Genomic DNA, 23965 nt, shown 5'->3' with positions numbered 1-23965 from the left:
GTGCCGCGTCGGCGCATGGGTAGGCGGAATCAGCCGCCGATGTAGTGCATCTCGACGCGGTCGGGCAGCGACCGTGTCGGATGGTCGGCGCGGCGCTCCGAATAGCGGTCGTCGCGCCCGCGCCAGGCACGGGCGATCAGGGCCCGCAGCCGGTCATCGCCCTGAGCTCCGGCAGGTTCGCGCAGCAGCGCGCGCACGTCGGTGCCGTGGCAGGCGAACAGGCAGGTGAAGAACTGCCCATCGGCCGACAGCCGTGCCCGTGTGCAGCTCCCGCAGAAGGCCCGTGTGACGCTGGACACGAGGCCGATCTCACCTTGTCCGTCGAGATAGCGCCAGCGCTGCGCAGTGCTCCCCGGCGGCTCCGGCAACGGAGCCAGCGGAAAGTGCGCCTGCAACCGCGCCAGCACCTCGTCCGAGGGCACCACCTGGTCGAGCCGCCAGCGCTCGCTGCCACCGACGTCCATGTACTCGATGAAGCGCAAGGTCACAGCCGGGCCGTACTGCTCGCGCAGATAACGCGCCAGCGGCACGATCTCGCCCTCGTTGACCCCGCGCTGCACCACCATGTTGACCTTCACCGGCCCGAAGCCGGCGGCCAGCGCAGCATCGACGCCGTCGAGCACCTGCGCGACCGTCACCTCGACATCGTTCATGCGGCCGAATATCTGGTCGTCCAGCGCATCGAGGCTGACCGTCAGCCGCTGCAGGCCGGCCGCGCGCAGGCCCGCCGCCTTCTGACGCAGCAGCGTGCCGTTGGTCGTCATGGCCAGTTCCACCGCGTCGCCCTCGACCGTGCGCAGCCGAGCCAGACGCTGCACGAGGGTCTCGATATCCTTGCGCAACAGCGGCTCACCTCCGGTGAGCCGGATCTTGTGCACACCGAGCGCGACGAACGCGGTCGCTGCACGCACCAGCTCGTCAAAGTCGAGCACGGCCGAGCGCGGCAGAAAGGCATGGTCGCGCCCATAGACCGACTTGGGCATGCAATAGGTGCAGCGGAAGTTGCACCGGTCGGTGACGGAAAGGCGCAGTTCGCGCAGCGGCCGGCCCAGCTGGTCACGCGGCCGGGTATCGAGCGCCGCGGCCGATGCGTCCACAAAGGCGCTGGCGTCTACCGCGAGCAACCCGACCGGCCGCAGCGGGATGATGACCCCGCCCATCAGCCGGCCCTCCGTTCCACAGCGCCGGCTCCCCAGGCCGCGGCCAGCATGTCATCGACACGCACGAACTTCTCCGCGGGCTTTTCAAGCGCCAGGCCGCGTTCACGCTCGGCCTGCTCGATCGTGCGCCATTCGTTGAAGCTCACCACACGGTGGCGATGGTGCTGCAGCAACATTTCGAGACCGGCGCGGCCTGCGCGCGACGGCGGCAGCGTCGGCAGGTCGGACAGCAAGCTGGCCACCGTCTCGACAGCACACGCGCGATTCGTTCCGATGATGCCTGTCGGTCCCCGCTTGATCCAGCCAGCGGTGAACCAGCCCGGCATCACCTCGCCGTGCTCGTCCAACAGCCGGCCGGCCCGGTGCGGCAACGTGCCCCGCGCAGCATCGAAAGGCAGGCCGGGCAGCGCAACGCCGCGGTAGCCGATGCTGCGAAAGAGCAGGCCAGCCTCCAGTTCCCTGGTCACCTCGGTCTCTACCGCGACCTGCCGGCCGCGCGGTCCTTCGAGGCGCTGGCCGCGCAGTTGGATGCCTCGCAGCCGGTCGCCTCCACGCAAGGCCACCGGAGCGACCTGGAAGTGCAGGTGGATGCGACGGTCAGCGCGCCGAGGTGCCTGCGAAAAATCCGCGAGCAGCGCCAGGTTCTTCGCGCCGTTCGGGCGCGCGGGGTCGGCGGCTTCGGCGTGGCTCGCCGCGTTGAGTTCTAACGCGCTGGGATCGACCACCGGCTGCCAACCGTCGAGCATGCCGAGTTCGCGCAGCTCCTTCGGCGTGAAGCTGGCCTGCACCGGGCCACGCCGACCCAGCAAATGGATCTCGCGCACCCTCGAGCGCGATATGGCGTCGAGCGCATGCGCGGCCATGTCGGTATGGCGCAGTGCATCGACCGACTTGGCCAGCATGCGGCACACGTCGATTGCTACGTTGCCCTGCCCCACGATCACGGCCACTTCCTGCGACAGATCGAAGTGCATCGACTCGCTGCCCGGATGGCCGTTGTACCAGGCAACGAAGTCGCGGGCCGCGTGGACCCCGGACAGGTCTTCCCCCGGGATGTCGAGTCGTCGATCGCCGGCCACACCAGTCGCGACGATGACCGCGTGATAGAGCCGACCCAACTCCGCCGCAGTGACATCGCGTCCCATCTCGACATGGCCGAAGAAGCGCAGGCGCGGATCGCGGGCGATCTGGTCGAACGTGGCCGTCACCGACTTGAGCTTCGCATGGTCGGGTGCCACGCCGAAGCGCACCAGGCCATACGGCACCGGCAGGCGCTCCAGCAGGTCGATCTCGACTTCCAGGCCGCTTTGCAGCAGCGCCTCGGCCGCATAAAAACCACTGGGGCCGCTGCCGACCACGGCCACGCGCAACGGATACCCGCTTGAACCCGGACGACTCATGATGGCCTCCCCAATCAGTAACCCAGCGCACGGCGCCGGTCGTCGGCGCCTTCCAGCGGCGCCATGCGGGCACGGATCGACGGATAACGCGTCGCCGCCTCGGCGTTGATGCCGATCCAGTGCTGCTGGTCCTCCGCGAGATCGAACTCCTCGACGATCGCATGCACCGGGCAGGCGGGAATGCAGGCGCCGCAGTCGATACAGACGCCAGGGTTGATGTAGACGCGGGCCTCGTTGACGTGGAAACACGCCACCGGGCACTGGGCCACGCAATCGGTGTAGCGGCAGCCGCGGCAGTTGTCGGTTACGACGTGGGTCATGGTGGTGGCCTCCTCAAACGCGCTCGATGTTGACGAGGTTGTCGGAGAACACGCCGGCCTGGCCGAGGTTGCAGTGCCGCGCCGCAGTGGTGGAGTTGACCGCAGTACCGGTGCGGTTGAGTCCGGGCCAATGACCGACGTTGGTCATCATCAGACCCTCGGACACGTCGTCGCTCAGCTCGGCACGCGCCTCGAAGCTGCCGCGCTCGTTGAACACCCTCACGTAGCTGCCGTGCTCGATGCGACGCGGCTGCGCATCCATTGGATGGATCACGATGATCTGCTCGCCCTGACGGCGCTGCTGCGTGGCCTCGTTGCCGTACTGCGTGTTCAAGAACGCATGTGGCTTGGGCGAGACGAGGTTGAGTGGATAGTGCTGCGCGGCCTCGCTGCCCTGTTGTTCGTGCGGAGCGACGTAGTTGGGCACCGGATCAACCGGCGTGCCCGGCTGCATGTCCTCGTAACCCGAACGCCACACACCGACGACGAAGTTGCCGTTGGCCGCAGCGCTGGCGGCGAACTCGCACTTGCCCGACGGCGTCTTGAAGTTGCCCTCGGCATGCGGCTTGCGTTCGTGCGGCAGGCCGACGTTGATGCGCATCCAGCCGACCTCTTTCAGCTTGTCGTAGGTGATGCCAGCCAGGCGGGGATCGCTCCAGTCGTAGGCACGGCGCAACATGGCCTCGTCACTCATGCGGAACTGCTCGTCATCGAAGCCCATCGTGCGGGCGAGCCGGCGGAACAGCTCGACGTTCGGCACGCACTCCCCAGGCGGCGCGATAGCAGGCTGGTTGAGCTGCAGGTAAAGGTGGCCCCATGTCACCATCAGGTCGAGCTGCTCAGCCTGCATCGTGGCCGGGAGCAGCAGGTCGGCGTACTTCGCCGTGTCGGTGATGAAGAGTTCGCTTACTACCGTGAAGAGATCCTCGCGCATCAGTCCGCGCACGATGCTGCCAGCGGCGGGGGCCTGCGACACCGGGTTGGAGTTGTAGACGAACAGCGATTGGATCGGTGGGTCGAGCGGCATCTCGCCGGTGAGGGCAGCTCCAAGCTCAAGCTCGTTGACTACGCGCGTGCCCGGCTTGATCCAGTCGGGCCGGCAAAGGAAGCCGAAGTCTGTCGGGAACTCCCAGATTGGCATCTCCACCGCACCGCCGCCGACGTGCCGCCAGGCGCCAGTGAGCGCCGGCAGGCAGGTGACCGCGCGTACTGCGTCGCCCCCTCCGGGGCTGCGCTCGATGGCCACACCTTCACGGATGGCGGCCGGCTGCGTGGTCGCATATTCGCGCGAAAGCTTCAGGATGTCTTCTACCGGAATGCCGGTGATCTCGGCCACGCGCTCGGGCGGAAACTCCGCCGCGCGCGCCTTCAGCTGTTCATAGCCCAGCGTGTACTTCTCGACGTAGTCGTGATCCACCAGGTCTTCCGCGATGATCACGTTCATCATGCCCAGCGCCAGCGCACCATCGGTGCCGGGGCGGATGCGGATGTGCCAGTCCGCTTGCTTGGCGGTGCGCGTGCGCACCGGATCGATCACGACGATCTTCGCGCCCTGCGCCTTGGCGTCGAGGATGAACTTCCAGGCATGCATGTTTGTGTTGAGCATGTTCATGCCCCACACGATGATGTACTTGGCGTAGGCCAAGCTCTCCAGGTCCAGCCCACCGGTGGGTCCCACCGTCATGATCCAGGCCGTCGACGAGCCTGATTCGCAGTACGTTTTCTCCGCCACCGTCGAGCCCAGCCGGTTGAAGAACGCGTCGCCCGCCGTCAGCCCGTTGATGGTGCCCTGGTGTCCCAGGTAGGCGTGGGGCATGATGGCCTGCGCGCCGTGCGTGGCGATAATCTGGTCCCAATTCGTCTTGATGGTTGCCAGCGCTTCGTCCCAGGAGATCCGCGCGAACTGGCCGCTGCCCTTCGGGCCAACCCGCTTCATCGGGTACAGCAGGCGATCGGGGTTGTAGTGATGCTCGGCAAAGTTCTTCAACTTCACGCAGAGGCCTCCGCGCGTCATTGGATGCGCCGGATCGCCCGCCACTTCCACCAGCTTCTCGTCTTCCACGTGATAGAGGAAAGCACAGGTATCGGGGCAGTCCTGAGGACAGGCGCCACGAACGATGCGGGTGTCACTCGAATGGGTCGACATGCGGACCTCCTGGGGTGTCGTCATGGCAAAACGATAGGAGGCAGAGTCGATGCGACAAAGGTCCACGTCGCACAAAAATCATGGTGCCAGCCCGCCCGGCGGCCTACCGAGTTCTCCCAGGGGCGCGCCTACCCGCTTATCGACGTGGACGTTCCCTGAAGGAAAGACCGTATCCAGCGACGCAAACGACCAGCCGAGACCTTCCATGCGCTTTTCGAAGGCCAGGGGGCTCGTACTGCCCCGAGTCCTTCGATCCCACGTGGCGCTGAGGGTAGAGCAGGGGATTGGGGCTGTACTGGTGCTTGGCGAAGTCCTTGAGCTCGACGCATAGGCGCGCCGCGCGTGATCGGATGTTCGGGCGCACCGTGCATCGATACCATCTGCCGGAATCCACGGTGTAGACCATGGCGCAGGTGTCGGGACAGTCCTGCGGGCATCCGCCCTTGAAGACGGTAAGCGGCTGGGGAAGTCAGGTCAGCGCCGAGGCGGCACTGATGGCCGCCGATCTCAGCTGGCCGGTTTCCAGCGATGCGGCAGCAGCGCGTCGATCTCGCTGGCCTTCTGTGTCGGTAGCCGCGTGAGCACGTCCTTGAGGTAGGCGTAGGGATCGTTTTTGTTCAGCTTGGCTGACTGGATCAAGCTGGTGATGGCCGCGGCGCGTTTGCCGGCCTGGAGCGTGCCTGCAAAGAGCCAATTTTTGCGACCTGTGCTCCAAGGCCTGATCTGCTGCTCGTCGTGGTTGTTGTCGATCGGCAGGGCTGGATCGTCGAGGTAGCGCGTGAGCGCGGCCCAGCGGTTGAGGCTGTAGTCGAAGGCCGTGGCGGTGGCCGTACCGTCGGTGACGTGTTCGCGCTCGGCCTTGAGCCACTTGAGCAGCGCGTTGGCTATGGGCACGGCCAGGTCGCGGCGCTTTTCCAGCCGCTCCTGCGCACTCTTGTCTTTGATGAGACGCTCGACGTCGTAGAGCAGCCCGAAGTATTCCAGGGCCTTCTCTGCGAGCGTGCTCTTGTTGGTGACGTGCAGCTTGAAGAAGTACCTCCTGGCGTGGGACATGCAGCCCGCTTCCGTCACGCCCTGGCGGAACAGCGCCGAGTAGCCGACGTAATCGTCACACACCAGGCTGCCGAGCCAGCGCTTTTCCTTGGGCGCTTTCTCGTCGTGTCCAAGGAAGGCCCTGGCATGCTCGCCTGCACGGCTGATGGCGAAGTCGTAGACCACCGCCTTGATCGGCTCCATCGGGCCCGAGGCGTAGGCCCACAGGTAGGCCTTGTGGACCTTGCCGGTCTTGGGAGCCAGCATGCCCACCGGCGTCTCGTCGGCGTGCAGCACGGCGCAGCGCAGCAGCTCGGCCTTGAGCGCGTCCACCAGCGGCTGCAGGCTCACGCCGCACTGGCCCAGCCAGGCTGCCAACGTGGAGCGCGGGATGGCCAGGCCGGCGCGGCCGAAGATCGGCTCTTGCCGGTACAGCGGCAGATGGTCGTTGTGCTTGGCCACCGCGACGTGGGCCAGCAGCCCAGCCGTCGGGATGCCCTTGTCGATGATCTGTGCCGGCACCGGGGCCTGCACCAGCATGCGGCAGTGCGAGCAGGCCCACTTGCCGCGCTCGTGGCGCTCGACCGTGAAGGTGCCGGGCGTGTAGTCGAGCTTCTCGCTGACGTCCTCGCCGATGCGCTTCATCGCGCAGCCGCAGCGGCAGGTGGTGTCCTCGGGCTCGTGGTGGACGTCGCGGCGCGGCAGGTGGGCCGGCAGCGGGGCGCGCTTGGACTTTTGCTTGGGCTCGCTGTCGCGCGGTACCGAGGCCTTGAGCGCTTCGAGCTGCGCCTCGACGGCGGCGATGTCGGCGTCGATGTCCTCGTCGAAGAGCAGCTTCTGGCCGGGGTCGAAGTGCTCGCTCTTGGCGCCGTAGCGCAGCCGCTTGAGCTGGGCGATCTCGTAGGTCAGCTTGTCGATGGTGGACTGCTTGAGGTCCATCTCGCGCTGCCGCTGCGCGATGAGCTCGTCCTTGCGCGCCACTTCAGCCATGAGCTCCAGCAGCACCTGGCGCATCTGCTCAGGGTCCAGCGTGTCGAGGCGGTCGTCGGTGATCACGGCCGTGATCGTGCCAGCACTGGCGGCCAGGCCGCCATTGGCACATCCAGCAATTGAGCCGGGCTACACCACCGTGATGACGCCGGCCTCGCCGATGCGCCGCCACGGCAGCCCCAGCACCAGCGCGTCGAACTGCGGCTGGCTCAGCGTCAGGGTAGAACTGCCGTCCCGGGGCCAGACGAACTTGCCGGCGTTGAGCCGCCGCGCCGCCAGCCAGATGCCGATGCCGTCGTGAACCAGGACCTTCATGCGGTCGGCGCGCCGGTTAGCGAAGCAGTACGCATGGTGCGGCCGGGCCGCGCCGAAGACGGCCACCACGCGCGCCAGCGCCGTGTCCATGCCCGCGCGCATGTCCAGCGGCGCGGTGGACAACCACAGGGCTTCGACGCTGATCACCGCAGGATCTCACGCAGCCAAGTCGCGCACTCGGCAGCGGCTCCCAGCGGCCACGTCACGGCCACCGTCGTGCCGCCGCGGCGCAACTCGATGCGGATGTCGGCGGCCACCGACACGGGGTTCGGCGCCAATGCCAAGGGAATGAACGTCGGCGGGTTCTGCGGTGTCGCTGGCGGTGGTGCTGGTGGCTCACTTGCCTGCCGGGACTCGCGGCGCCAGGTGTGCACCAGGTTGGCATTGATGCCGTGCGAGAGCGCGATGCTTGCAATGGATGCACCGGGCTGGTCGCATTCGGCCACCACCTGCTGCTTGAACTTGTCGTCGTACTTCCGACGGCGCCGTACCTTACTGTCTTCGTTCATGTCCATTTACTCCTGCTTCATGGACACGATCGTCACCGTTACGCTGTTGAGCGTTCAACCTGACTTTGCTGGACGCTTACTGAAGACGTTCGGATCTCCGGTATGCGTTGACATGACGTAGCTCCTGGCTGCGTTGAATCTGATCTGCGCGATGGGTCAGTACCGATCGCAGATACGCACACCCGAGGAGCGTTATCAAAGTCTGGAACGGATTGCACCGCCGCGAGCGGTGCGGCGACTCAAGCCCGCTCGACGTCGACGCGATTGTCCGAGTAGACCCCGGCCTGGCCGAGGTTGGCATGCCGCCGGGCCGTGGTCGAGTTGACCGCCATGCCGCTGCGGTTGAGACCGGGCCAATGGCCGACGTTGGTCATCATCAGGCCCGGGCAGACGTCCTCGCTGAGTTCCGCACGCGCTTCGAAGGTGCCTCGAGCATTGAACACGCGTACGTAGGTGCCGTTCTCGATGTTGCGTGGCAGCGCATCCATAGGGTGGATCACGATGATCTGTTCGCCCTGGCGCCGCTGCTGCAGGGTCTCGTTGCCGTACTGCGTGTTGAGGAACGCATGCGGCTTGGGCGACATCAGGCTGAAGGGATAGCGTCGAGCTAGTTGATCGTCTGCGCTCTCGTGCGGTGGAATGTAGTCTGGCACGGCTTCGACCGGGGTTCCCGGCTGCATGCGCTCATAGCCGGAACGCCAGAAGCTGACAACGAAGTTGCCACGAGAGGCCGCACTGGCGGCGAACTCGCATTTGCCAGAGGGTGTCTTGAAGTCGCCGTGGGCATGCGGCGCACGCTCGTGCGGCGCGCCCACGTTGAGCCGCATGTAGCCCACTTCCTTCAGCTTGTCGTACGTGATGCCTGCCATGCGCGGGTCGTTCCAGTCGTAGGCGCGGCGCAGCATGGTCTCGTCGCTCATGCGGAACTGCTCGTCGTCAAAGCCCATCGTGTGGGCGAGGCGGCGGAACAGTTCGGCGTTCGGCACGCATTCACCTGGCGGTTCGATCGCCGGCTGGTTGAGCATCAAGTACAAGTGGCCCCAGCTGATCATCAGGTCGAGTTGCTCGGCCTGCATGGTGGCCGGCAGCAGCAGGTCGGCGTACTTAGCAGTGTCGGTGAGGAACAGCTCGCTGACCACCGTGAACAAGTCCTCGCGCAGCAGCCCCTTGACGAGGGTCCCCGCATCTGGCGCCTGCGACACCGGGTTGGAGTTGTAGACGAACAGCGATTGGATCGGCGGGTTGAGCGGCATCTCGCCGGTGAGGGCAGCTCCAAGCTCGAGCTCGTTGACCACGCGCGTGCCCGGCTTGATCCAGTCGGGCCGGCAGAGGAAGCCGAAGTCCGTCGGGAACTCCCAGATCGGCATCTCCACCGCACCACCGCCAACATGACGCCAAGCCCCCACCAGCGCCGGCAGGCAGGTGATGGCCCGCAGCGCATCACCCCCACCCGGGCTACGCTCGACGGCCACGCCTTGGCGAATGGCCGACGGCTGCGTGGTCGCATACGCACGCGAAAGCTTCAGGATGTCTTCTACCGGAATGCCGGTGATCTCGGCCACGCGCTCGGGCGGAAACTCCGCCGCGCGCGCCTTCAGCTGTTCATAGCCCAGCGTGTACTTCTCGACGTAGTCGTGGTCCACCAGGTCTTCCGCGATGATCACGTTCATCATGCCCAGCGCCAGCGCACCATCGGTGCCGGGGCGGATGCGGATGTGCCAGTCCGCTTGCTTGGCGGTGCGCGTGCGCACCGGATCGATCACGACGATCGTCGCGCCCTGCGCCTTGGCATCGAGGATGAACTTCCAGGCATGCATGTTCGTGTTGAGCATGTTCATGCCCCACACAATGATGTACTTGGCGTAGGCCAAGCTCTCCAGGTCCAGCCCACCGGTGGGCCCCACCGTCATGATCCAGGCCGTCGACGAGCCTGATTCGCAGTACGTCTTCTCCGCCACCGTCGAGCCCAGCCGGTTGAAGAACGCGTCGCCCGCCGTCAGCCCGTTGATCGTGCCTTGGTGTCCCATGTAGGCGTGGGGCATGATGGCCTGCGCGCCGTGCGTGGCGATAATCTGGTCCCAATTCGTCTTGATGGTTGCCAGCGCTTCGTCCCAGGAGATCCGCGCGAACTGGCCGCTGCCCTTCGGGCCAACCCGCTTCATCGGGTACAGCAGGCGATCGGGGTTGTAGTGATGCTCGGCAAAGTTCTTCAACTTTACGCAGAGGCCTCCGCGCGTCATCGGGTGGTCTGCGTCACCGGTCACTTCGACAAGCTTGCGATCCTCCACGTGGTACAGCAGGGCGCATGTGTCTGGGCAGTCTTGGGGACAAGCGCCACGCACGGTGAGCGTCCGGCTCGTGTGAGGAGACGAACGTCCAGCCGCGGGCTTCGGGCGGCCAGACGACAGCATCCGAGGCTGCCGCGAGGCTGTGCCCAGCCTCATGAAGGTCATCGTGCCGGTCCGGTTCTCGGCAGGTACGGCCTGCGCCAGACGCGCCACGCCGTCACGAATCTGCGTTTCGTCGAGATGGGCATAACCCATCAACACAGTGCGCTCAAAGCCCGGCAGGTGCTCGTAATGCGAGCAGGCACTGCCCTCGAGGGGATGCAGACCGATTCCCACGGCCGCCCCCGCAGCACGCCATTCAGCAGCGGTGGGCGCGTCGTCGGGAAACTGCAGGCATACATGGGTGCCGGCATCCTGGCCACTGATCGCCGCCTCAGGCAGATGTTCCTGCAACGCACCCAGCAGCGCGTCACGCCGCAGGCCGTACATCTGTCGGATGCGCTTTACGTGGGTCTCGTAGGCACCTTCCCGCAGGAACTGGGTCAGAGCTGCCTGTTCCAACCAGGGGAAGCCGTTGTCCATCAACGACTTGATCGTCACGGCGGGCTGGATCAGGTCGCGCGGCACCACGGCATACCCAATCCGCATCCCCGGACCGAGCGAGCGGGAGAACGAGTTCAAGTAGATGACACAGCCGTGGCGGTCGAGCGACTGCAGGGACGGAAGCGGCGAACCGTCGTAGCGAAAGTCGGCGTCATAGTCGACCTCAAGGATGTAAGCCCCCGCCCTGGCGGCCCAGTCGAGCAATTCCAGGCGCCGTTCCAGCGGCATGGTTGTGCCAGTCGGGAACTGGTGCGACGGCGTGACATAGACCAGCTTGACACGCTGTGTCGGCATGCGGCTGACGTCCAATCCGTGGCGATCCACCGGCACGGGGATCACCTTGCCGCCATAGCTCTCGAAGAGGAAAGCAGCACCACGATAGGTTGGAGCTTCCATCGCGATGCCTGTATTGGTGCCGACGAACAGGTGCGCCGCCAAGTTGATGCCCTGCTGGAAGCCCGCCACCACGATGACTTGATCGGCTGCCAGGACCATGCCGCGGGCTGGCCCCAGAGAGCTCGCCACTTGCTCACGCAGTGCAGGCAACCCTGCCGGATCTCCGTACTCGGCGAAGCGCTCCGCGGCCCCGCCAAGACAATCTGTCACGATCCGACGCCAGACCCTCTCAGGAAACGCGCGTGGCGAATTGCGCCCGAAGACAAAATCGATATCGATCTGCCGGGGTGTCTGCTGGTACAGCCCGGAGGGGCCGCGGCCAGCATACGGCAGCGGCAGGTTTAGCGCGCGATACAGGCTACCGCTGCGCGACTCCAGCGCGGGTGGCGTTGTGGGATGCCCGATGGCGTCATCAGGCAGGAGTTCCGCGACGAAGGTTCCGACCGCCTTCTCTGTGCGGAGGTATCCCTCAGCGATGAGCGTCTCGTAAGCTCCCGTCACCGTGTTACGTGAAATTCCAACCTGCCGGGCGAGGTCCCTCGATGCGGGCAACGACGCCCCAGGCAACAGACAGCGCGTGCGGATCAACGTACGCAGTTGTTCTATGAGCTGGGCCTGCAGCGTCTGACCGCTCCCGACATCGATGGAAATCGGCAATTGCATGACATGCATTCAAGCAAGATTCGTACTAAACACACTCGGGAACCCCTCGCTCCCCAGTATGGTCGCCGCGCGCATGTCGTATCGCCCTAAAGAAGGTCTGCGAAATCCCATCCCGCCTGTTCGCGGACTGACGATTTGAGTTCGATGCCTTGCAATGGGGCTGCGGGTCGCGATTCGTGGCCGGACTGACGCATCAGCAGGCCTCTTTCGGGTGTCTCGATGGCGCTCGGGCGGATTGCAGGCGCACTCGTCCCTGGGCCTCGATGAGTTGTCGGCGCATCTCCACAGGTTGCCCAGCGCGAACAGCATCGTGACTTGCATGGTGGGCGCCCCTTCCGGTTTGAGTAGCTGCTGACACTTCCACTCTGGCACATCGATGCCGTTGTCGGGTGGGGGCATCCATCCCATTGCTTACCCTACTGGTAACCAGTCCGGCACAGCTGCGCAAACGCCAACGCGGCGGCGGACTGATACGCATCTTTTCGACGCAAGAGCGCTGCCGTGCGTGGGTTCGGCGCCGGAGAGATCACGATATTGCAGAGGTCGGGGTGCCGCTCGCCAATGGCTTCTGGAAGAAGGGTGATCACATCACTTCGCCGGACGACCTCGATTAGGGCGCTGATAGTGTTGGCCTCGAGGGCGATGGTGGGTGAGAGGGCGTGAGACCGAAAGTACTCGTCCACATGGGCGCGTGTAGCGAAGTCAGGACTCAGCACGCCAAGCCGTTCGGCCGCCAACATCTGCGGCGTGATCGCCTCTTCGTATGCAGAGAAGCGGTGGCCGCGTCCCACAACGACGCTGAGCCGCTCCACCAGAATGGGTTCACACTCGATGTTCTCCGCAGGTCGCGAGACATTGAACGCGATGCCTAGATCGACCTCATCGGCCGCCACCGCAGCCGTAATGGTGTCGAGAGACATCTCCTTTAGCCGGATAACGATCCCCGGATGTTGCGCGTGAAACGCAGTCACCAAGGGGCCGACCAGGTAGGTAGTAAAGGTGGGTGTCGTCGCCAGGCGCAGTTCACCGCGCTGAAGATCCTGCACGTCATGGATGGCCCGTCGCGCCGCCGCTAATTCACGCAGTGCCCGGCGCGCATGTTCTATGTAGACGCTGCCCGCGTCCGTCACCGTCACGGTCCGTCCGCTGCGGTCCAGAAGTGCCACGCCCAGCGTTTCCTCCAGTTGAATGATCTGCTGCGACAGGGTTGGTTGCGAGACGTGAAGAGCCTCCGCGGCGCGCGTGAAGTTGCCGTGTTCAGCCACGGCAAGGAGGTAGCGAATATGACGAAGCTGCATGTCCATGCCTTTGCGTCTGGCCTGTTTGGGCAGTGGTATTGGTCGTGCCTATGGGCGCCATCCGAAACCAGTCTTGGACCGGCCGGCGGAATCGGCTGAAGATGACTTCATCGCAACAACACGGTGAGTCACATGAAACCGTTCATCAAAGGCGCGATGAAGTTTCAAGCCGATGTTTTCCCCCAAATGTCGAGCCTGTTCAAGGCACTGGCGACAAGTCAGAAACCCAGTGCCCTCTTTGTCACCTGCTCGGACAGCCGTGTTGTTCCGGAGTTGCTTACTCAACAACAGCCCGGCGACGTTTTCGTGATCCGCAATGCCGGCAACATCGTCCCGTCCTACAGCTCGGAACCTGGCGGTGTCACCGCTAGCGTCGAGTATGCGGTCGAGGTGTTGGGAGTGACCGATATCGTGGTCTGCGGTCATAGCGACTGCGGCGCGATGACGGCAATTGCCAAGCACACCTGTCTGGATCACCTGCCCGCCGTCGCCAGCTGGCTGCGCAACGCCGATGCCGCCAAGGCGGTGAACGAGGCGCATACCCACGAAACGCCTGGAGCCAAGGTCAATTCGATGGTGTATGCCAATGTGGTGGCCCAACTGGCCAACCTCCGCACCCATCCGGCCGTCGCGCTGGCGCTTGAACAGGACCAGCTCAGCCTGCACGGCTGGGTTTATGACATTGAATCCGGTGGCATCAAGGCCCTCGACGGCATGCGCGGCATCTTCGTCAGCCTCGCCGATTTCCCCGAAACCGTCGCTTCCGAGCCGCATCCGCAGCTGAAAGCGGCCTGATTTCTCTTCCCCTCTGAAAGGACCATTACTGTGCTTCATTCCAATGTGACCCAGGATTCGCGCGCTGAGTTGACCAGCCGCGTGCTGTCCTCAAAAGCAATCAAAGACATCAGCTTCGGTGAATTGGCCGAAGGGACCGGACTCCGGGTGGCCTATGTCACCGCCGCACTGCTCGGGCAGCACGCGTTGCCGAAGCACGCCGCGGAGCTGGTCTGCAGCCGACTCGGCTTGGACGCTACCGATGCCAAGGAATTGCAGGCAATTCCCCTGCGGGGCAGCATCCCCGGAGGCGTGCCTACCGATCCGACCATCTACCGCTTCTACGAGATGGTGCAAATCTACGGCACCACGCTCAAGGCGCTCGTTCATGAGCAGTTCGGAGACGGCATCGTCAGCGCCATCAACTTCAAGCTCGACATCAACAAGGTGGAAGACCCGGAAGGCGGCTCCCGCGCGGTGATCACTCTGGACGGGAAGTTCCTGCCCAACAAGCCTTTCTGAGTTTTCACCGATCTCTCCCAGCTGAGTGAAGGGGGCCGCGATGAACACGAACGACAATCAGCTCATGCTTGCATGGAGCGAGCCCCTGGTGACAGCGGGGCGCCTCACCCTTCACCTGACCCCCGAGGGTTGGCTGGCCAGCCTGGACGGCTTCCCGATGTCGTATGGGGAAACGCCGCGCGTCGCGGTGACGTGGGCCTTCATCATGAGTCACAAGTCGGCCTACGAGTGAACGTGGTCCTTCGCCCTGATCTCGTTTTTTTTAGATCAGGGAGATTCGCCGATCGGTGATTTCGACGGGCACCTTTCCAGACGTGAAAGGCGCCCGTCATCCTTTTTGCGCGCGAAGCGTGGACGCGCTTCAGGCCTTCCCCGACGAAGCGTTCGTCGCAGCGGAAGGTCTTCTGATGTCCGAAGCACCCGGCGCTCCCGCCAGGGTGCTCACATGCCAAAAGACAGCTCAAGAATTACAGACCCAACTCGGTCAGGCCGGGATGGTCATCCGGGCGGCGACCGAGCGGCCAATGGAACTTGCGATCCTCGGCCGTGATGGGCATGTCGTTGATGCAGGCGTAGCGACGCTGCATCAAGCCATCTTCGGCGAATTCCCAGTTTTCGTTGCCGTACGAACGGAACCAATTGCCGGCATCGTCACGCCATTCGTAGGCATAGCGAACTGCGATGCGGTTGCCCTCGAAAGCCCACAACTCCTTGATGAGGCGGTAGTCAAGTTCCTTGCGCCACTTGCGCTCCAGGAACGCTTTCGCTTCGGCGCGGTTGCTGGCGAATTCGACGCGGTTACGCCACTTGGTGTCCAGCGTGTACGCGAGTGCGACTTTTTCAGCGTCACGGGTGTTCCAACCGTCTTCGGCAAGGCGAACCTTTTGGATGGCGCTTTCTCGGGTGAAGGGCGGCAGAGGGGGACGAGTGCTCATGATGGGATCCACGGGAGTTTGAATACACGTAGACAGTACTGTCTACATGCATAACTCTAGTTCAAGTAGAACGACTCGTCTACATGGATTTCTTGATGAAGTGGAATGACCTGTCTACAATGCTCAACATGAGCACGGAAACCGTCTCCTCTGCAGAACTTACGCCACGCGAGCGCATCCTGGTGACGGCGCATGACCTCTTCTACCGTGACGGCATCAGAGCCACGGGCGTTGACCGGATCATTGAGCACTCGAAAGTCACCAAGGTAACGTTTTATCGCCAGTACCCCAGCAAAAATGACCTCGTCCGGGCGTACCTTGCCTACCGCCACGAGCACTGGATGGCGTGGCTGCGAGCATCTTTGGAACGCAATATTGCATCTGGTGATTCGGCCACGGGAGCCGTACTGTCTACCTTCGAAGAGTGGTGGAGCCGGCCGGACTACAGAGGCTGTGCCTTCATCAATTCCGCCGTAGAACTCGGTTCTTCAGACTCTGAGATCCTCGACATCGTCCGCCAACACAAGGCCGAAATGACTTCCATCTTCGAGAAGCTTGTGCCTCGCGGACCGGGCCGCGCAGTCAAGGCTCGGGCGCTGGCGTTTGCCATCGACGGCGCCATCGTGCATGCCCAGATGGGTACTCCGGTTGCATCGCTGCTCATTACGCTGAAGGTGCTTGTGGAGCCTGTGCTGGGAAACTGAACTCGTGCGCCTGTCCGACGCACGTTCATGCGATGACCGCATTGGTCACCCCTGTGCTGGGCTAGGTCAGCATTGCTGACCGGTTTGCGAGCACTGGCTACGGTCCATCGGCATGCCAAAGGCAGACATTGCAGGCGAGGGATGCAGACACCCATCGCCGATCGACTTTGCATACGGGCTCGGGGTAACCGGACTTTTCGCGGGGAGAGTGCAGCGATGGTCGAATTTCTGTTGCCACATAAGCGCCTGCGGAATTCGTACGACAACCACTCAGTCAAACTTGCAAGCCGTTGGTTCATTTGCCCTTTTGAACCCGGAGCGCACCAAACTGCACGGACAGACCTTGCAGCCCCTTGCTTCGGGAATTGCAGCTGCACTGGGCGCCGTGGCGCCCACGCGCGCTATGGCACAAGTGGCCCGGGAAGCCGGACTGTCGCATGAGGCACTGTACCGTGCCCGGAACGAAGCCTTCGTGCGGGCCTGCTCCGCGCTTCATATAAAGTTGATCTGGCATCCATCTGACCGCGTACGCTGACGCAAGACCTTGAGAAGAAGGCAATATGTTGACCAGGACGCCTGTGAGTGGCGGCCACGTGTGCCATTACTACGAGAAGTGTCTACAGTGAGTGATTTGAAATTAACGAAGTTGACGTAACGCCCGATGCTCAATATTGGCCTGGCAATATCTGGTCAGGCAATATCCAAACCCTCGGCGCAATCGGCCCGCGCTCGCCGCGGCTGTATTCATAGGACACGCGTATACCCGGTTGCAGCCGCTGCGCCTCGCCAGGCGGCAATGAACTGAAGGGGAAAAAGATATTGTCCCCGCCAGCGTCGGGCTGGATAAAGCCGTAGGTATCCCTGAGATTGGGAATGCGGCCCTGCTGCATGGAGCCGACTTCGGGCGGCGCCGTCAACACGCCGATGGTGGTGATCAGCGGGCTCGGAATGGACGCGGGCCGGTATTCCGGGCGGTAGAACAGCCCGTCCACGGCCGGATCACCGCCTTCCCGCGACGCATCCATGACTTCGGCCATGCGCAGCGCGTAGGGCACCTCGCCGTAGAGCAGCTGGGAGGTCTTCATCTCGCGCAGGTTGCCCGCGCTGTCGGTGAAGCTGAAATCCCAGCCCAGCAGCATCACGCGCGTGCCTAGGGTGTTGAGCTTGCGCGCCAGCGGCACGAAGTCGCCGTCGCCGGCGATCAGCGCCAGCACGTCGTAGCGCTTGTAGATGGCCATCTCGAACGCTTCCAGGGCCAACCAGACGTCGATGCCCTTCTCGCCCTCCGGCCCCTTGGGCAGGTAGTGCGTGGTCACGCCCTCGTACATGAGCACGTCCTCGAAGGTGCGCTCCTGGAACAGGATGTCGCGCTCCTCGGCCTCTCTGGCCTTCATGCGCCCACGGAAATAGTGCGCGTCCACAATCTGCGCGAGCTTGAACTCTGTGCCTTCCGCGGCGGCGGCGCGGGCGCGGATGAAGTTGTGCAGCCCCTCGATGCTGATGCGGGCCTTTCGCGGATGGACGCCAGAGTAATAGTTGCTCACGCGACGGAAATACTCGCCGTCATAGAAGACGCCGATGCGCAGGAGCTTTGGGTTGGTGGACAGCATGAAGGCTATTGGAATCGGGGTAATGGAATGGGAGAGAGATGGCCGAGAAGGCTGTATCCCGCGCGGGCTGGAGCCAGTGGCCAAAGCTTCCACGCGCAGCCGGGGAGGGGGATGCAAGAGCGCAATCGTACGCCCGCGGTGCGCCCCACTTCACAGGAACACTGGGTGACAAGCCAAAACTGCAAATCAGCGTGCCTTCGAAGACCAGCCGGCTCGAACCGGGCTTTTCTAAAAACGCAAAAGCAGGCGCCTCACCCGCCACGTGGGCATGCTCAGTGCCGTCGCAGCGCAAGGGGCTGCTGCAATACCAGTCCGGTGCTTCCGTGACCGCATAGGCAGCGGCAAGCCAACGCGCGGCGGGCTGGTCTTTGGCAATTGGGCAGCAGTTGGGCAGGACACGTCATTCCCTGGCCACTGTCGATGCATGGATTTAGAGAGGACAAACCAAAACCCAAGTAGCCGTTTTAGGTCAGGATCTAGAGGAAACATTGATTTACAATTGGCCGACTCAAGATTTGAGCCACTGGTTCTGTAGGTCGTTGTTGGAACCGGCTTCAATAAAAGACCGATCCGATGGCCGCCATGACGTTCCAAAACCGCAACTTCAGCATCCCCCATTCCGTTGAGGCAGCACACCAGCTTTCTGCGTCCTGTTCGAGCCTCAGAAACAACTCAGAACTGAAACGCCGCCGCCCGAACGGCTTCGGATGGGCACGGTCCTCTGTGCTGGTGATGCTGCTGTCAGCCACAATTGGTGCTAGTGCAACGAACTACACCCTGTGGGTCAACGGGCGCAACGGCGGCGGAGTTCCGGGCAACTACAACGACTTTGGCTATTGGGGTACGGCGTCGGTGAACGCCGGTGTCAATAAGAAGGCGGTCAACTGGGACGGGCGCAACCGCATCTCGACACAAATGTCTCGACTGATCAATGCGCTTGACTGCTTCTGCACTGGCACCAACTGGTGCTATGTCGCTGCGCACAGCGCGGGCAACCTCATGGTGGGCTACGTGCTTGACCTTCACGGCGGCACGAACCGCTACAAGAAGACACCCATGCCCCGCTCCGACGGTCAATGCACCAACAGCGACGGCAAGACGCAAAAGGGCTGGAACATCAAGTGGGTCGGTGTCGCCGGTGGAGCGGCCGGCGGATCTGAGATCGCAGATATAGGTAATCTGGTGCCGCTGGACTATGACCTGAAGACCATCACGGCGCGGTCGCTCTACAACCACAACAACACGCGCGGCACGATGTTCTACTTGTTTGCCGGCGCGAAAGGTTCGGTCTTTTCGATGCTCCTGCCTGGCCAGGACGACAGTTGGGTGGCTTACCACTCCAGCGGCGGCGTCGCCGGCACCTCCAGCGCTGCGTACTGCAACCTGGCCGACTGGCTTTGCAACGACCTCACGCTGGGCACCGCGCCCACGCAAAACGGCAAGCCCAAGTGGACCAACCATTCGGTGCTGCTACGTGACGATGGCGTGCTCTACAACCATGGCCCCAACGGGAACTGGGGCGGCATCGTGGCGCCGCTGCGCTCGCACATGCAGGCCAATGCCAAGTAAAGGGCCGTGACGCTGCGCCGATGGCAACTCTTTGCCGCGAGCGCGGCTCTAGGTCTGCTGGCTTGGTGGCGCAGTGGCGCCGATGCCCAGCCGCAGGCCGTAGCGCCGCTCGCTCCTGCGCTGGCTCCAGCCTTGCCGTTCCCAACAGCGGCTTCAGCTACCTCGGCCTTGAGCGTGCCGCTATCGCCAGCGGCGCTTGCAGCGCGGCAGCAGGAGATCACGCTTTGGCAGCAGCGGCTAACGTTGGCTCGCCAGTCGCTGCAGGCCTACGAGGAGTCCACCCGGTATCCGCATGAGTCGCGCCCGCTGTCCCAGCAGCCTGACCAGGTGCATCCTTTCCTGTCCATCACGGAGGACGCGGTGCTGCGTCTGGCGGACGGCAGCGTCGCGCGTGGTGTGCACGTGCGCACGACGCAAGAGCGGGTGTTCATCCAGGGCGACGAAAGCGTGCTCCTATCGGTGAGCATGGTCAGGGATGACGGCGTGGTGCAGCCGGTGCGCGTGATTCGAGCCACCGCCCGGGAAATTCCGGCTAGCAACAGTGGTTCGCTCTACCCAGTGGTGGACGTGAACTTCAACGACGACGGGTTGGACGGCGACGTGTTCGCGGGCGACAGCGTGCAAAGCGTGCGGCTGCAGCCGGCGCGGCAAGGCTTTGCCGGGCTGGCCGGCGTGCTGCGCGTGGAAGTGGTGTTGGCGCATGCGGGCCGCCAAGCGTCAGTCTGGTTTGACTTGACCCTCACTGGTGCCGCGCCTGCCTTGTGGAAAGGACCGGTGCACGAGGCGCTGGAGGACGGTTCGCTCAGCTTCTACCTGGGCGCTGAGGTCAAGGAGCCGGGTCGCTACGTCGTCACCGGGCGGGTGGATGACGCCACGGGTCGGCCTCTAGCGTTGCTGACCTTCAACGACGACGTGGCAGCCGGCACCCAAGCCTTCCGGCTGTCGCTATTCGGCAAGCTCGTGCACGACGCCCAACCGGTCTTCCCGTTGCGGCTGCGTGACGTCGAGGCCTTCCTGCTGCGACCGGACCGTTTTCCGGACCGCGCCATGATGCCGCCGCGGGCAGGTACGGTCCACATGAGCGCGCGCCACCCCCTGTCGGCCTTCTCGGCGGCCGAGTGGCAGGACGAGGAGCGCCACCGCTACTTGGTGGAGCTCCAACGCGACGTCAACGATGCGCAGTCCCGGATCATCGAGCTTGAAGGCCAACGCTGAGCGGCACGACGACGCACGCTCCAGGAAAGCCGGCCTGCGTTGAAGGCCACGGAGCAGCAAACCGCCCTACGCGCGGTCAACGCAACGGTTGAGCGTGACACCGTTGCGTCCGGGCAAGCATTGCCTGTGGCAATGCACCGACACAGGTTTTCCCGTCTTTTCGCCTCGTGCATGACGCGCCAAACAATGCCCTTGCACAGTCGGGAGGAAAGCCATGAACAAGGCAAGGGGAGTGCTTCTGCTGGCCGCCGCTATTGCTGTCGGCGCGCCGGCCTGGGGCCACTGGACGGCCTTCGGCGAGGACGAGTCCAAGGCGGTCTGGTATGTCGATCCAGACTCCATGCGCACCACGGGCGCACTGCGGGAGGTCTGGGCGATGAAGGACATGGTCGAGCCGGAAATCGACTTCGACCTCTCCAAGCTGTTTCTCATCGAAGTCGACTGCCCGGGCCGGCGCCAGCGCCTGCTGCAGCACCAGAGCTACCGGGGCCGCATGGGCGGCGGCGAGCCCACGCGAGGCGGAATGACGTTCGGCGACTGGATGGCCATCGCACCGGGCACGGTGGGCAGCAGCCTGAGCAAGGCGGTGTGCAGCCGCGGCTGAGCGCCGCGACAGCAAGAACAGGGCAGGGGCGTGAGGGTGTGGTGATCGAGCGCGTTGTTTCAGGAGGGCAGACCGGTGCAGATCGGGCCGCGCTGGATTGGGCTCTGGCCCACGGCGTCCCGCACGGCGGCTGGTGTCCGGCCGGACGGATCGTGGAGGATGGCACCATCCCGCCGCTGTACCAGCTCACCGAAGTGCCCGACGGCGGTAGCTACCGCCACCGCACAAGGCCACCGTGCGCGACGCCGATGCGACGCTGATCCTGTCCACCGTGCCCGAGCTCACCGGTGGCAGCCGCCAGACGATGATCTTTGCCAGGCAGCTCACCAAGCCCTGGCTGCACCTGCACCCGGGCATGGACTGGCGTACGGCGCGGCCGACCTGGATGGGGTAATCGAATGGACGCTCCCAACGCCGTGGAGCCTATACGGACACCTGCCTTTCACTCGCCAGGGTCTATCCCTGGCAAGAACTCAATGCCGGTACGCGCCACCAAGTCCCGGTACGTAATGGGCTTGCCCGCCTGGGCGTCGTTGGCGTTTTCAACCCAATGCGCCCAAGCCCGGTTCGAGCCGGCGTCGTATACGAGCTTGTAAAGCTGGGCCGGCACCCAGACGCGGCCTTTACCAATCACCTGTGCGCCGGCCTTAGGGTAAACGGGTCCAGTAAAGACGAAGACCGGACCCTTGGCGCGCTTGACGTAGGCCCTGGTGGCGCCTTCAAGTCCCGCCCAGGTCTTGCGGTTGTTCTCTGGCGCCTGGGGCACCATGTTGGCCAAGCTGAATGACTGAGCCATGGCCTGCGCCGTCGGCATGTCGGCCGCGGGCGCCATGTGGCCGCGGTCAAAGCCGCTGCCCTTGTAGTCGTCCAGCGTGGCGCGCTCGGTCTGGGGTAGCCGCGCGTCAGCGAAGAATTTGTTGGTGCGCTCCTCGTCAGCGGCGTCGGCTAGCTGCGCAGTGGTGAGCTTTTCAACGGCAAAGATCGGCGTTTTGGTGCGGCCGGAATGCAGTATGGCAAAGGCGTCGTAGCAAAGGTCGCGCGGCTGCCGCGCCTGCAATTCCGGCACGCGCGGCAGTTCGCCGGGAAAGAACTGGCGGCACTGCCTGAAGCCGGTCACCGGCTCGGCCGACACGGCCGTTGGCGGTCGCATCTCCTTGGGCAACGTCACGCGCGAATCGCACGCGGTCAATGCCAACACGCTGGCAGCGGCAATCAGAAAAAAGCGGAATCTTGTTTTCATGGGACACGATTGTCAGCGCGCATGCCACTCGGCCGCCTTCGATTACCGGCTTGCAGTGTTGGCGGCGGTCTGGAAAGTGCGTGATTCCGGCAGTGACGATGCACTTTCCGGCGGCATTGCAGCACGGCCGTCTCCATCGCGCAGCGTTCTGTTCGATACGCGTGTTGGTCACCACGCTGTGAGGCTTTGGTCAAGCGCCGGAAGTCTGCATGAATGTTGACAACCGGTTTCCATGAATGGAAACTGGTTGTCATGAAATCTCGTGATCCTACTTCTTCGCCGTTCTCTCCTCAGACCGAAGCCATTACGAGCCTGACGTTGACAGTCTTTCGACTGAACGGCGAGCTCTTGCAGTGGGGAGATGCGCTGGTGGAACCGTTGGGCCTGACCAGCGCACGCTGGCAGATGCTGGGTGCAATCGCGCTCGCCGGCGTGCCGCTGACCGCCCCACAGATTGGCCAAGCGATGGGCGTCACGCGCCAAGGCGCGCAGAAGCAGCTCAACTTGCTGCTCGAACAAGGCTTCATCGAGTCGCGCCCCAACCCTGCGCACCGGCGCTCACCGCAGTACGTGATGACGCCGCAAGGCCGCGAGCTCTACCTCCAGGCCGAGGGCCTGTGGGCTGAGCAAACCGCGGAGCTCGCTGCACGCATTCCAGCTGCACAGGTGCAGTCAGCGGTGAAGACGCTGGAGTCGATGCTGCAGCAACTGCAGCCCCTCAACCATCCGTTGGAGATCGAATCATGAAGACCAAGTTGCATGGCTTGTTCGGCGTCATCGCGCTGTTATGCATTGCCACGTTCTGGTCTTCCACCCTCATCTCTGAACTGTTCCTTGGCTTGGCAAGTGTCGTGGTCGTAAAGAATGCTGTCCTGGCTGGCATGTGGGTGCTGGTACCGGCCATGGCCGCAACTGGTGGCAGCGGCTTCTCCTTGGCCCGGACACGTCATGGCCGTCTGGTCGACATCAAGGGGCGGCGCATGAAGGTTGTCGCGGCCAACGGCTTGCTGGTCCTTCTGCCCAGCGCCTATGTGCTGGCCTCGATGGCGAACGCTGGACGGTTCGATGGAGCCTTCTACGCACTCCAAGGCCTTGAGTTGGCGGCAGGAGCGGTCAACCTCACGTTGCTTGCGCTTAACATCCGCGACGGGATGCGGCTCACTGGGCGGTTATCGCCAGTGCGGCATGCGTTGGTGCCGCGTGGTTGAGTGATGCCTCACGGCCGGCTCTGGACTCCATCTGCTTAATACGCAGTTGGGACTTAGACAACGTGCTGGAAGCGCGCTCAACAATCCGGTTGACGATATTGTGAGGAACACGGTCCGTCAGAAGGGCTCGCCCGAATCTAGGCCCCGTGCTCAAGAAGGGCGACATCGTGGTGATGGACAATCTGAGCGCGCATAAGGTCTCGGGTGTACGCGAAGCCATCGAGGCGCGAGGCGCCAAGCTGTTGTACCTACCGCCCTACAGCCCCGACTTCAATCCCATCGAGCAGGTCTTCTCCAAGCTCAAGGAACTGTTGCGCCCGGCTTCAGCGCGCACCGTGGAAGCGTTGTGGACTGCCATCAGCGAACTGCTGGACGCCTTCAGCCCGGCCCAGTGCCGCAACTACTTCCGGCACTGCGGCTACGGCCGGTCAAGCTGAAATTGCTTTAGTTAAAGCAGAGCGTCC

22 protein-coding genes and 2 pseudogenes are annotated in these 23965 nt (G+C 63.8%); 12 read left to right on the top strand and 12 right to left on the bottom strand.

The window, feature by feature from the left end; all coding sequences use genetic code 11:
- Positions 1-29 precede the first annotated feature (29 nt).
- The 9 genes from moaA to cynR all read right to left on the bottom strand — a co-directional run bounded on the left by moaA (position 30) and on the right by cynR (position 13126).
- Positions 30-1160, bottom strand: a complete 1131-nt coding sequence (moaA, locus tag SM757_RS28860) for a GTP 3',8-cyclase MoaA (RefSeq protein WP_322468006.1) — start codon at positions 1158-1160, stop codon at positions 30-32.
- On the bottom strand, positions 1160-2560 hold the full coding sequence (locus SM757_RS28855; RefSeq protein ID WP_322468005.1) for an FAD-dependent oxidoreductase: 1401 nt from the start codon (positions 2558-2560) through the stop codon (positions 1160-1162). Before SM757_RS28855 ends, moaA begins: the two co-directional genes overlap by 1 nt.
- Positions 2561-2574: 14 nt before the next feature.
- Positions 2575-2880, bottom strand: a complete 306-nt coding sequence (locus SM757_RS28850; protein ID WP_322468004.1) for a ferredoxin family protein — start codon at positions 2878-2880, stop codon at positions 2575-2577.
- Positions 2881-2893: 13 nt separating this feature from the next.
- Complete coding sequence (locus SM757_RS28845; RefSeq protein WP_322468003.1) at positions 2894-5026, bottom strand: molybdopterin-containing oxidoreductase family protein; 2133 nt, start codon at positions 5024-5026, stop codon at positions 2894-2896.
- 507 nt (positions 5027-5533) lie between these two features.
- Positions 5534-7072 (bottom strand): IS66 family transposase, encoded by a 1539-nt coding sequence (tnpC, locus tag SM757_RS28840; protein ID WP_322468012.1) that lies wholly within the window; start codon positions 7070-7072, stop codon positions 5534-5536.
- Between the two features lie 105 nt (positions 7073-7177).
- Positions 7178-7510 (bottom strand): IS66 family insertion sequence element accessory protein TnpB, encoded by a 333-nt coding sequence (gene tnpB, locus SM757_RS28835; protein WP_322468002.1) that lies wholly within the window; start codon positions 7508-7510, stop codon positions 7178-7180.
- Positions 7507-7872, bottom strand: coding sequence for an IS66-like element accessory protein TnpA (tnpA, locus tag SM757_RS28830; protein ID WP_322468001.1), 366 nt, complete (start codon positions 7870-7872; stop codon positions 7507-7509). The genes tnpB and tnpA overlap by 4 nt, the downstream gene beginning before the upstream one ends.
- A gap of 239 nt (positions 7873-8111) precedes the next feature.
- The gene (pdxR, locus tag SM757_RS28825; protein ID WP_322468000.1) at positions 8112-11822 is read right to left on the bottom strand and encodes a MocR-like pyridoxine biosynthesis transcription factor PdxR; all 3711 of its coding nucleotides are present in this window, start codon (positions 11820-11822) and stop codon (positions 8112-8114) included.
- A gap of 416 nt (positions 11823-12238) precedes the next feature.
- Positions 12239-13126 (bottom strand): transcriptional regulator CynR, encoded by an 888-nt coding sequence (gene cynR, locus SM757_RS28820; protein WP_322467999.1) that lies wholly within the window; start codon positions 13124-13126, stop codon positions 12239-12241.
- Between the two features lie 126 nt (positions 13127-13252).
- Here cynR and SM757_RS28815 point away from each other — a divergent pair, with 126 nt between their 5' ends.
- The 3 genes from SM757_RS28815 to SM757_RS28805 all read left to right on the top strand — a co-directional run bounded on the left by SM757_RS28815 (position 13253) and on the right by SM757_RS28805 (position 14648).
- The gene (locus tag SM757_RS28815) at positions 13253-13915 is read left to right on the top strand and encodes a carbonic anhydrase (RefSeq protein WP_322467998.1); all 663 of its coding nucleotides are present in this window, start codon (positions 13253-13255) and stop codon (positions 13913-13915) included.
- Positions 13916-13984: 69 nt separating this feature from the next.
- Entirely contained in the window at positions 13985-14416 is a 432-nt protein-coding gene (gene cynS / locus SM757_RS28810; RefSeq protein WP_407655813.1) for a cyanase, read from the top strand.
- 40 nt (positions 14417-14456) lie between these two features.
- Positions 14457-14648, top strand: coding sequence for a hypothetical protein (locus SM757_RS28805; RefSeq protein WP_322467996.1), 192 nt, complete (start codon positions 14457-14459; stop codon positions 14646-14648).
- A 235-nt stretch (positions 14649-14883) separates the two neighbouring features.
- Here the strand turns inward: SM757_RS28805 and SM757_RS28800 are convergent, their stop codons facing one another.
- Positions 14884-15351, bottom strand: coding sequence for a nuclear transport factor 2 family protein (locus tag SM757_RS28800; RefSeq protein ID WP_322467995.1), 468 nt, complete (start codon positions 15349-15351; stop codon positions 14884-14886).
- Between the two features lie 83 nt (positions 15352-15434).
- Here SM757_RS28800 and SM757_RS28795 point away from each other — a divergent pair, with 83 nt between their 5' ends.
- A complete protein-coding gene (locus SM757_RS28795) occupies positions 15435-16055 on the top strand; it encodes a TetR/AcrR family transcriptional regulator (protein ID WP_322467994.1) in 621 nt (206 codons plus the stop codon).
- A 665-nt stretch (positions 16056-16720) separates the two neighbouring features.
- Here SM757_RS28795 and SM757_RS28790 read toward each other — a convergent pair.
- Complete coding sequence (locus SM757_RS28790) at positions 16721-17665, bottom strand: NYN domain-containing protein (protein WP_322467993.1); 945 nt, start codon at positions 17663-17665, stop codon at positions 16721-16723.
- Positions 17666-18238: 573 nt separating this feature from the next.
- Here SM757_RS28790 and SM757_RS28785 point away from each other — a divergent pair.
- From SM757_RS28785 to SM757_RS28770, 4 genes and pseudogenes are all read left to right on the top strand, one after another.
- Positions 18239-19234, top strand: a complete 996-nt coding sequence (locus tag SM757_RS28785; protein WP_322467992.1) for a hypothetical protein — start codon at positions 18239-18241, stop codon at positions 19232-19234.
- A 243-nt stretch (positions 19235-19477) separates the two neighbouring features.
- Entirely contained in the window at positions 19478-20449 is a 972-nt protein-coding gene (locus SM757_RS28780) for a hypothetical protein (protein ID WP_322467991.1), read from the top strand.
- A gap of 214 nt (positions 20450-20663) precedes the next feature.
- The gene (locus SM757_RS28775) at positions 20664-21053 is read left to right on the top strand and encodes a surface-adhesin E family protein (protein WP_322467990.1); all 390 of its coding nucleotides are present in this window, start codon (positions 20664-20666) and stop codon (positions 21051-21053) included.
- Positions 21038-21447 (top strand): annotated as a pseudogene (locus SM757_RS28770) (YpsA SLOG family protein). Before SM757_RS28775 ends, SM757_RS28770 begins: the two are co-directional and overlap by 16 nt.
- Positions 21448-21495: 48 nt before the next feature.
- Here SM757_RS28770 and SM757_RS28765 read toward each other — a convergent pair.
- Positions 21496-22185, bottom strand: coding sequence for a DNA/RNA non-specific endonuclease (locus tag SM757_RS28765; RefSeq protein ID WP_322467989.1), 690 nt, complete (start codon positions 22183-22185; stop codon positions 21496-21498).
- Positions 22186-22207: 22 nt separating this feature from the next.
- On the opposite strand from SM757_RS28765, the gene SM757_RS28760 reads away from it, so the two are divergent.
- The 4 genes and pseudogenes from SM757_RS28760 to SM757_RS28745 all read left to right on the top strand — a co-directional run.
- Entirely contained in the window at positions 22208-22513 is a 306-nt protein-coding gene (locus SM757_RS28760; protein ID WP_322467988.1) for a hypothetical protein, read from the top strand.
- A complete protein-coding gene (locus SM757_RS28755; protein ID WP_322467987.1) occupies positions 22507-23040 on the top strand; it encodes a MarR family winged helix-turn-helix transcriptional regulator in 534 nt (177 codons plus the stop codon). The genes SM757_RS28760 and SM757_RS28755 overlap by 7 nt, the downstream gene beginning before the upstream one ends.
- Positions 23037-23501, top strand: a complete 465-nt coding sequence (locus SM757_RS28750) for a hypothetical protein (RefSeq protein ID WP_322467986.1) — start codon at positions 23037-23039, stop codon at positions 23499-23501. Before SM757_RS28755 ends, SM757_RS28750 begins: the two co-directional genes overlap by 4 nt.
- Before the next feature lie 137 nt (positions 23502-23638).
- A pseudogene (locus SM757_RS28745) lies at positions 23639-23938 on the top strand (transposase); the annotation flags it as partial.
- Positions 23939-23965 lie beyond the last annotated feature (27 nt).

Source organism: Azohydromonas lata, from assembly GCF_034427735.1.
In the GTDB taxonomy this organism is placed as follows: Bacteria; Pseudomonadota; Gammaproteobacteria; order Burkholderiales; family Burkholderiaceae_C; genus Azohydromonas; species Azohydromonas lata.
Note: the sequence above shows the minus strand (reverse complement) of the source record. Positions and strands in the feature narration are given on the sequence as shown.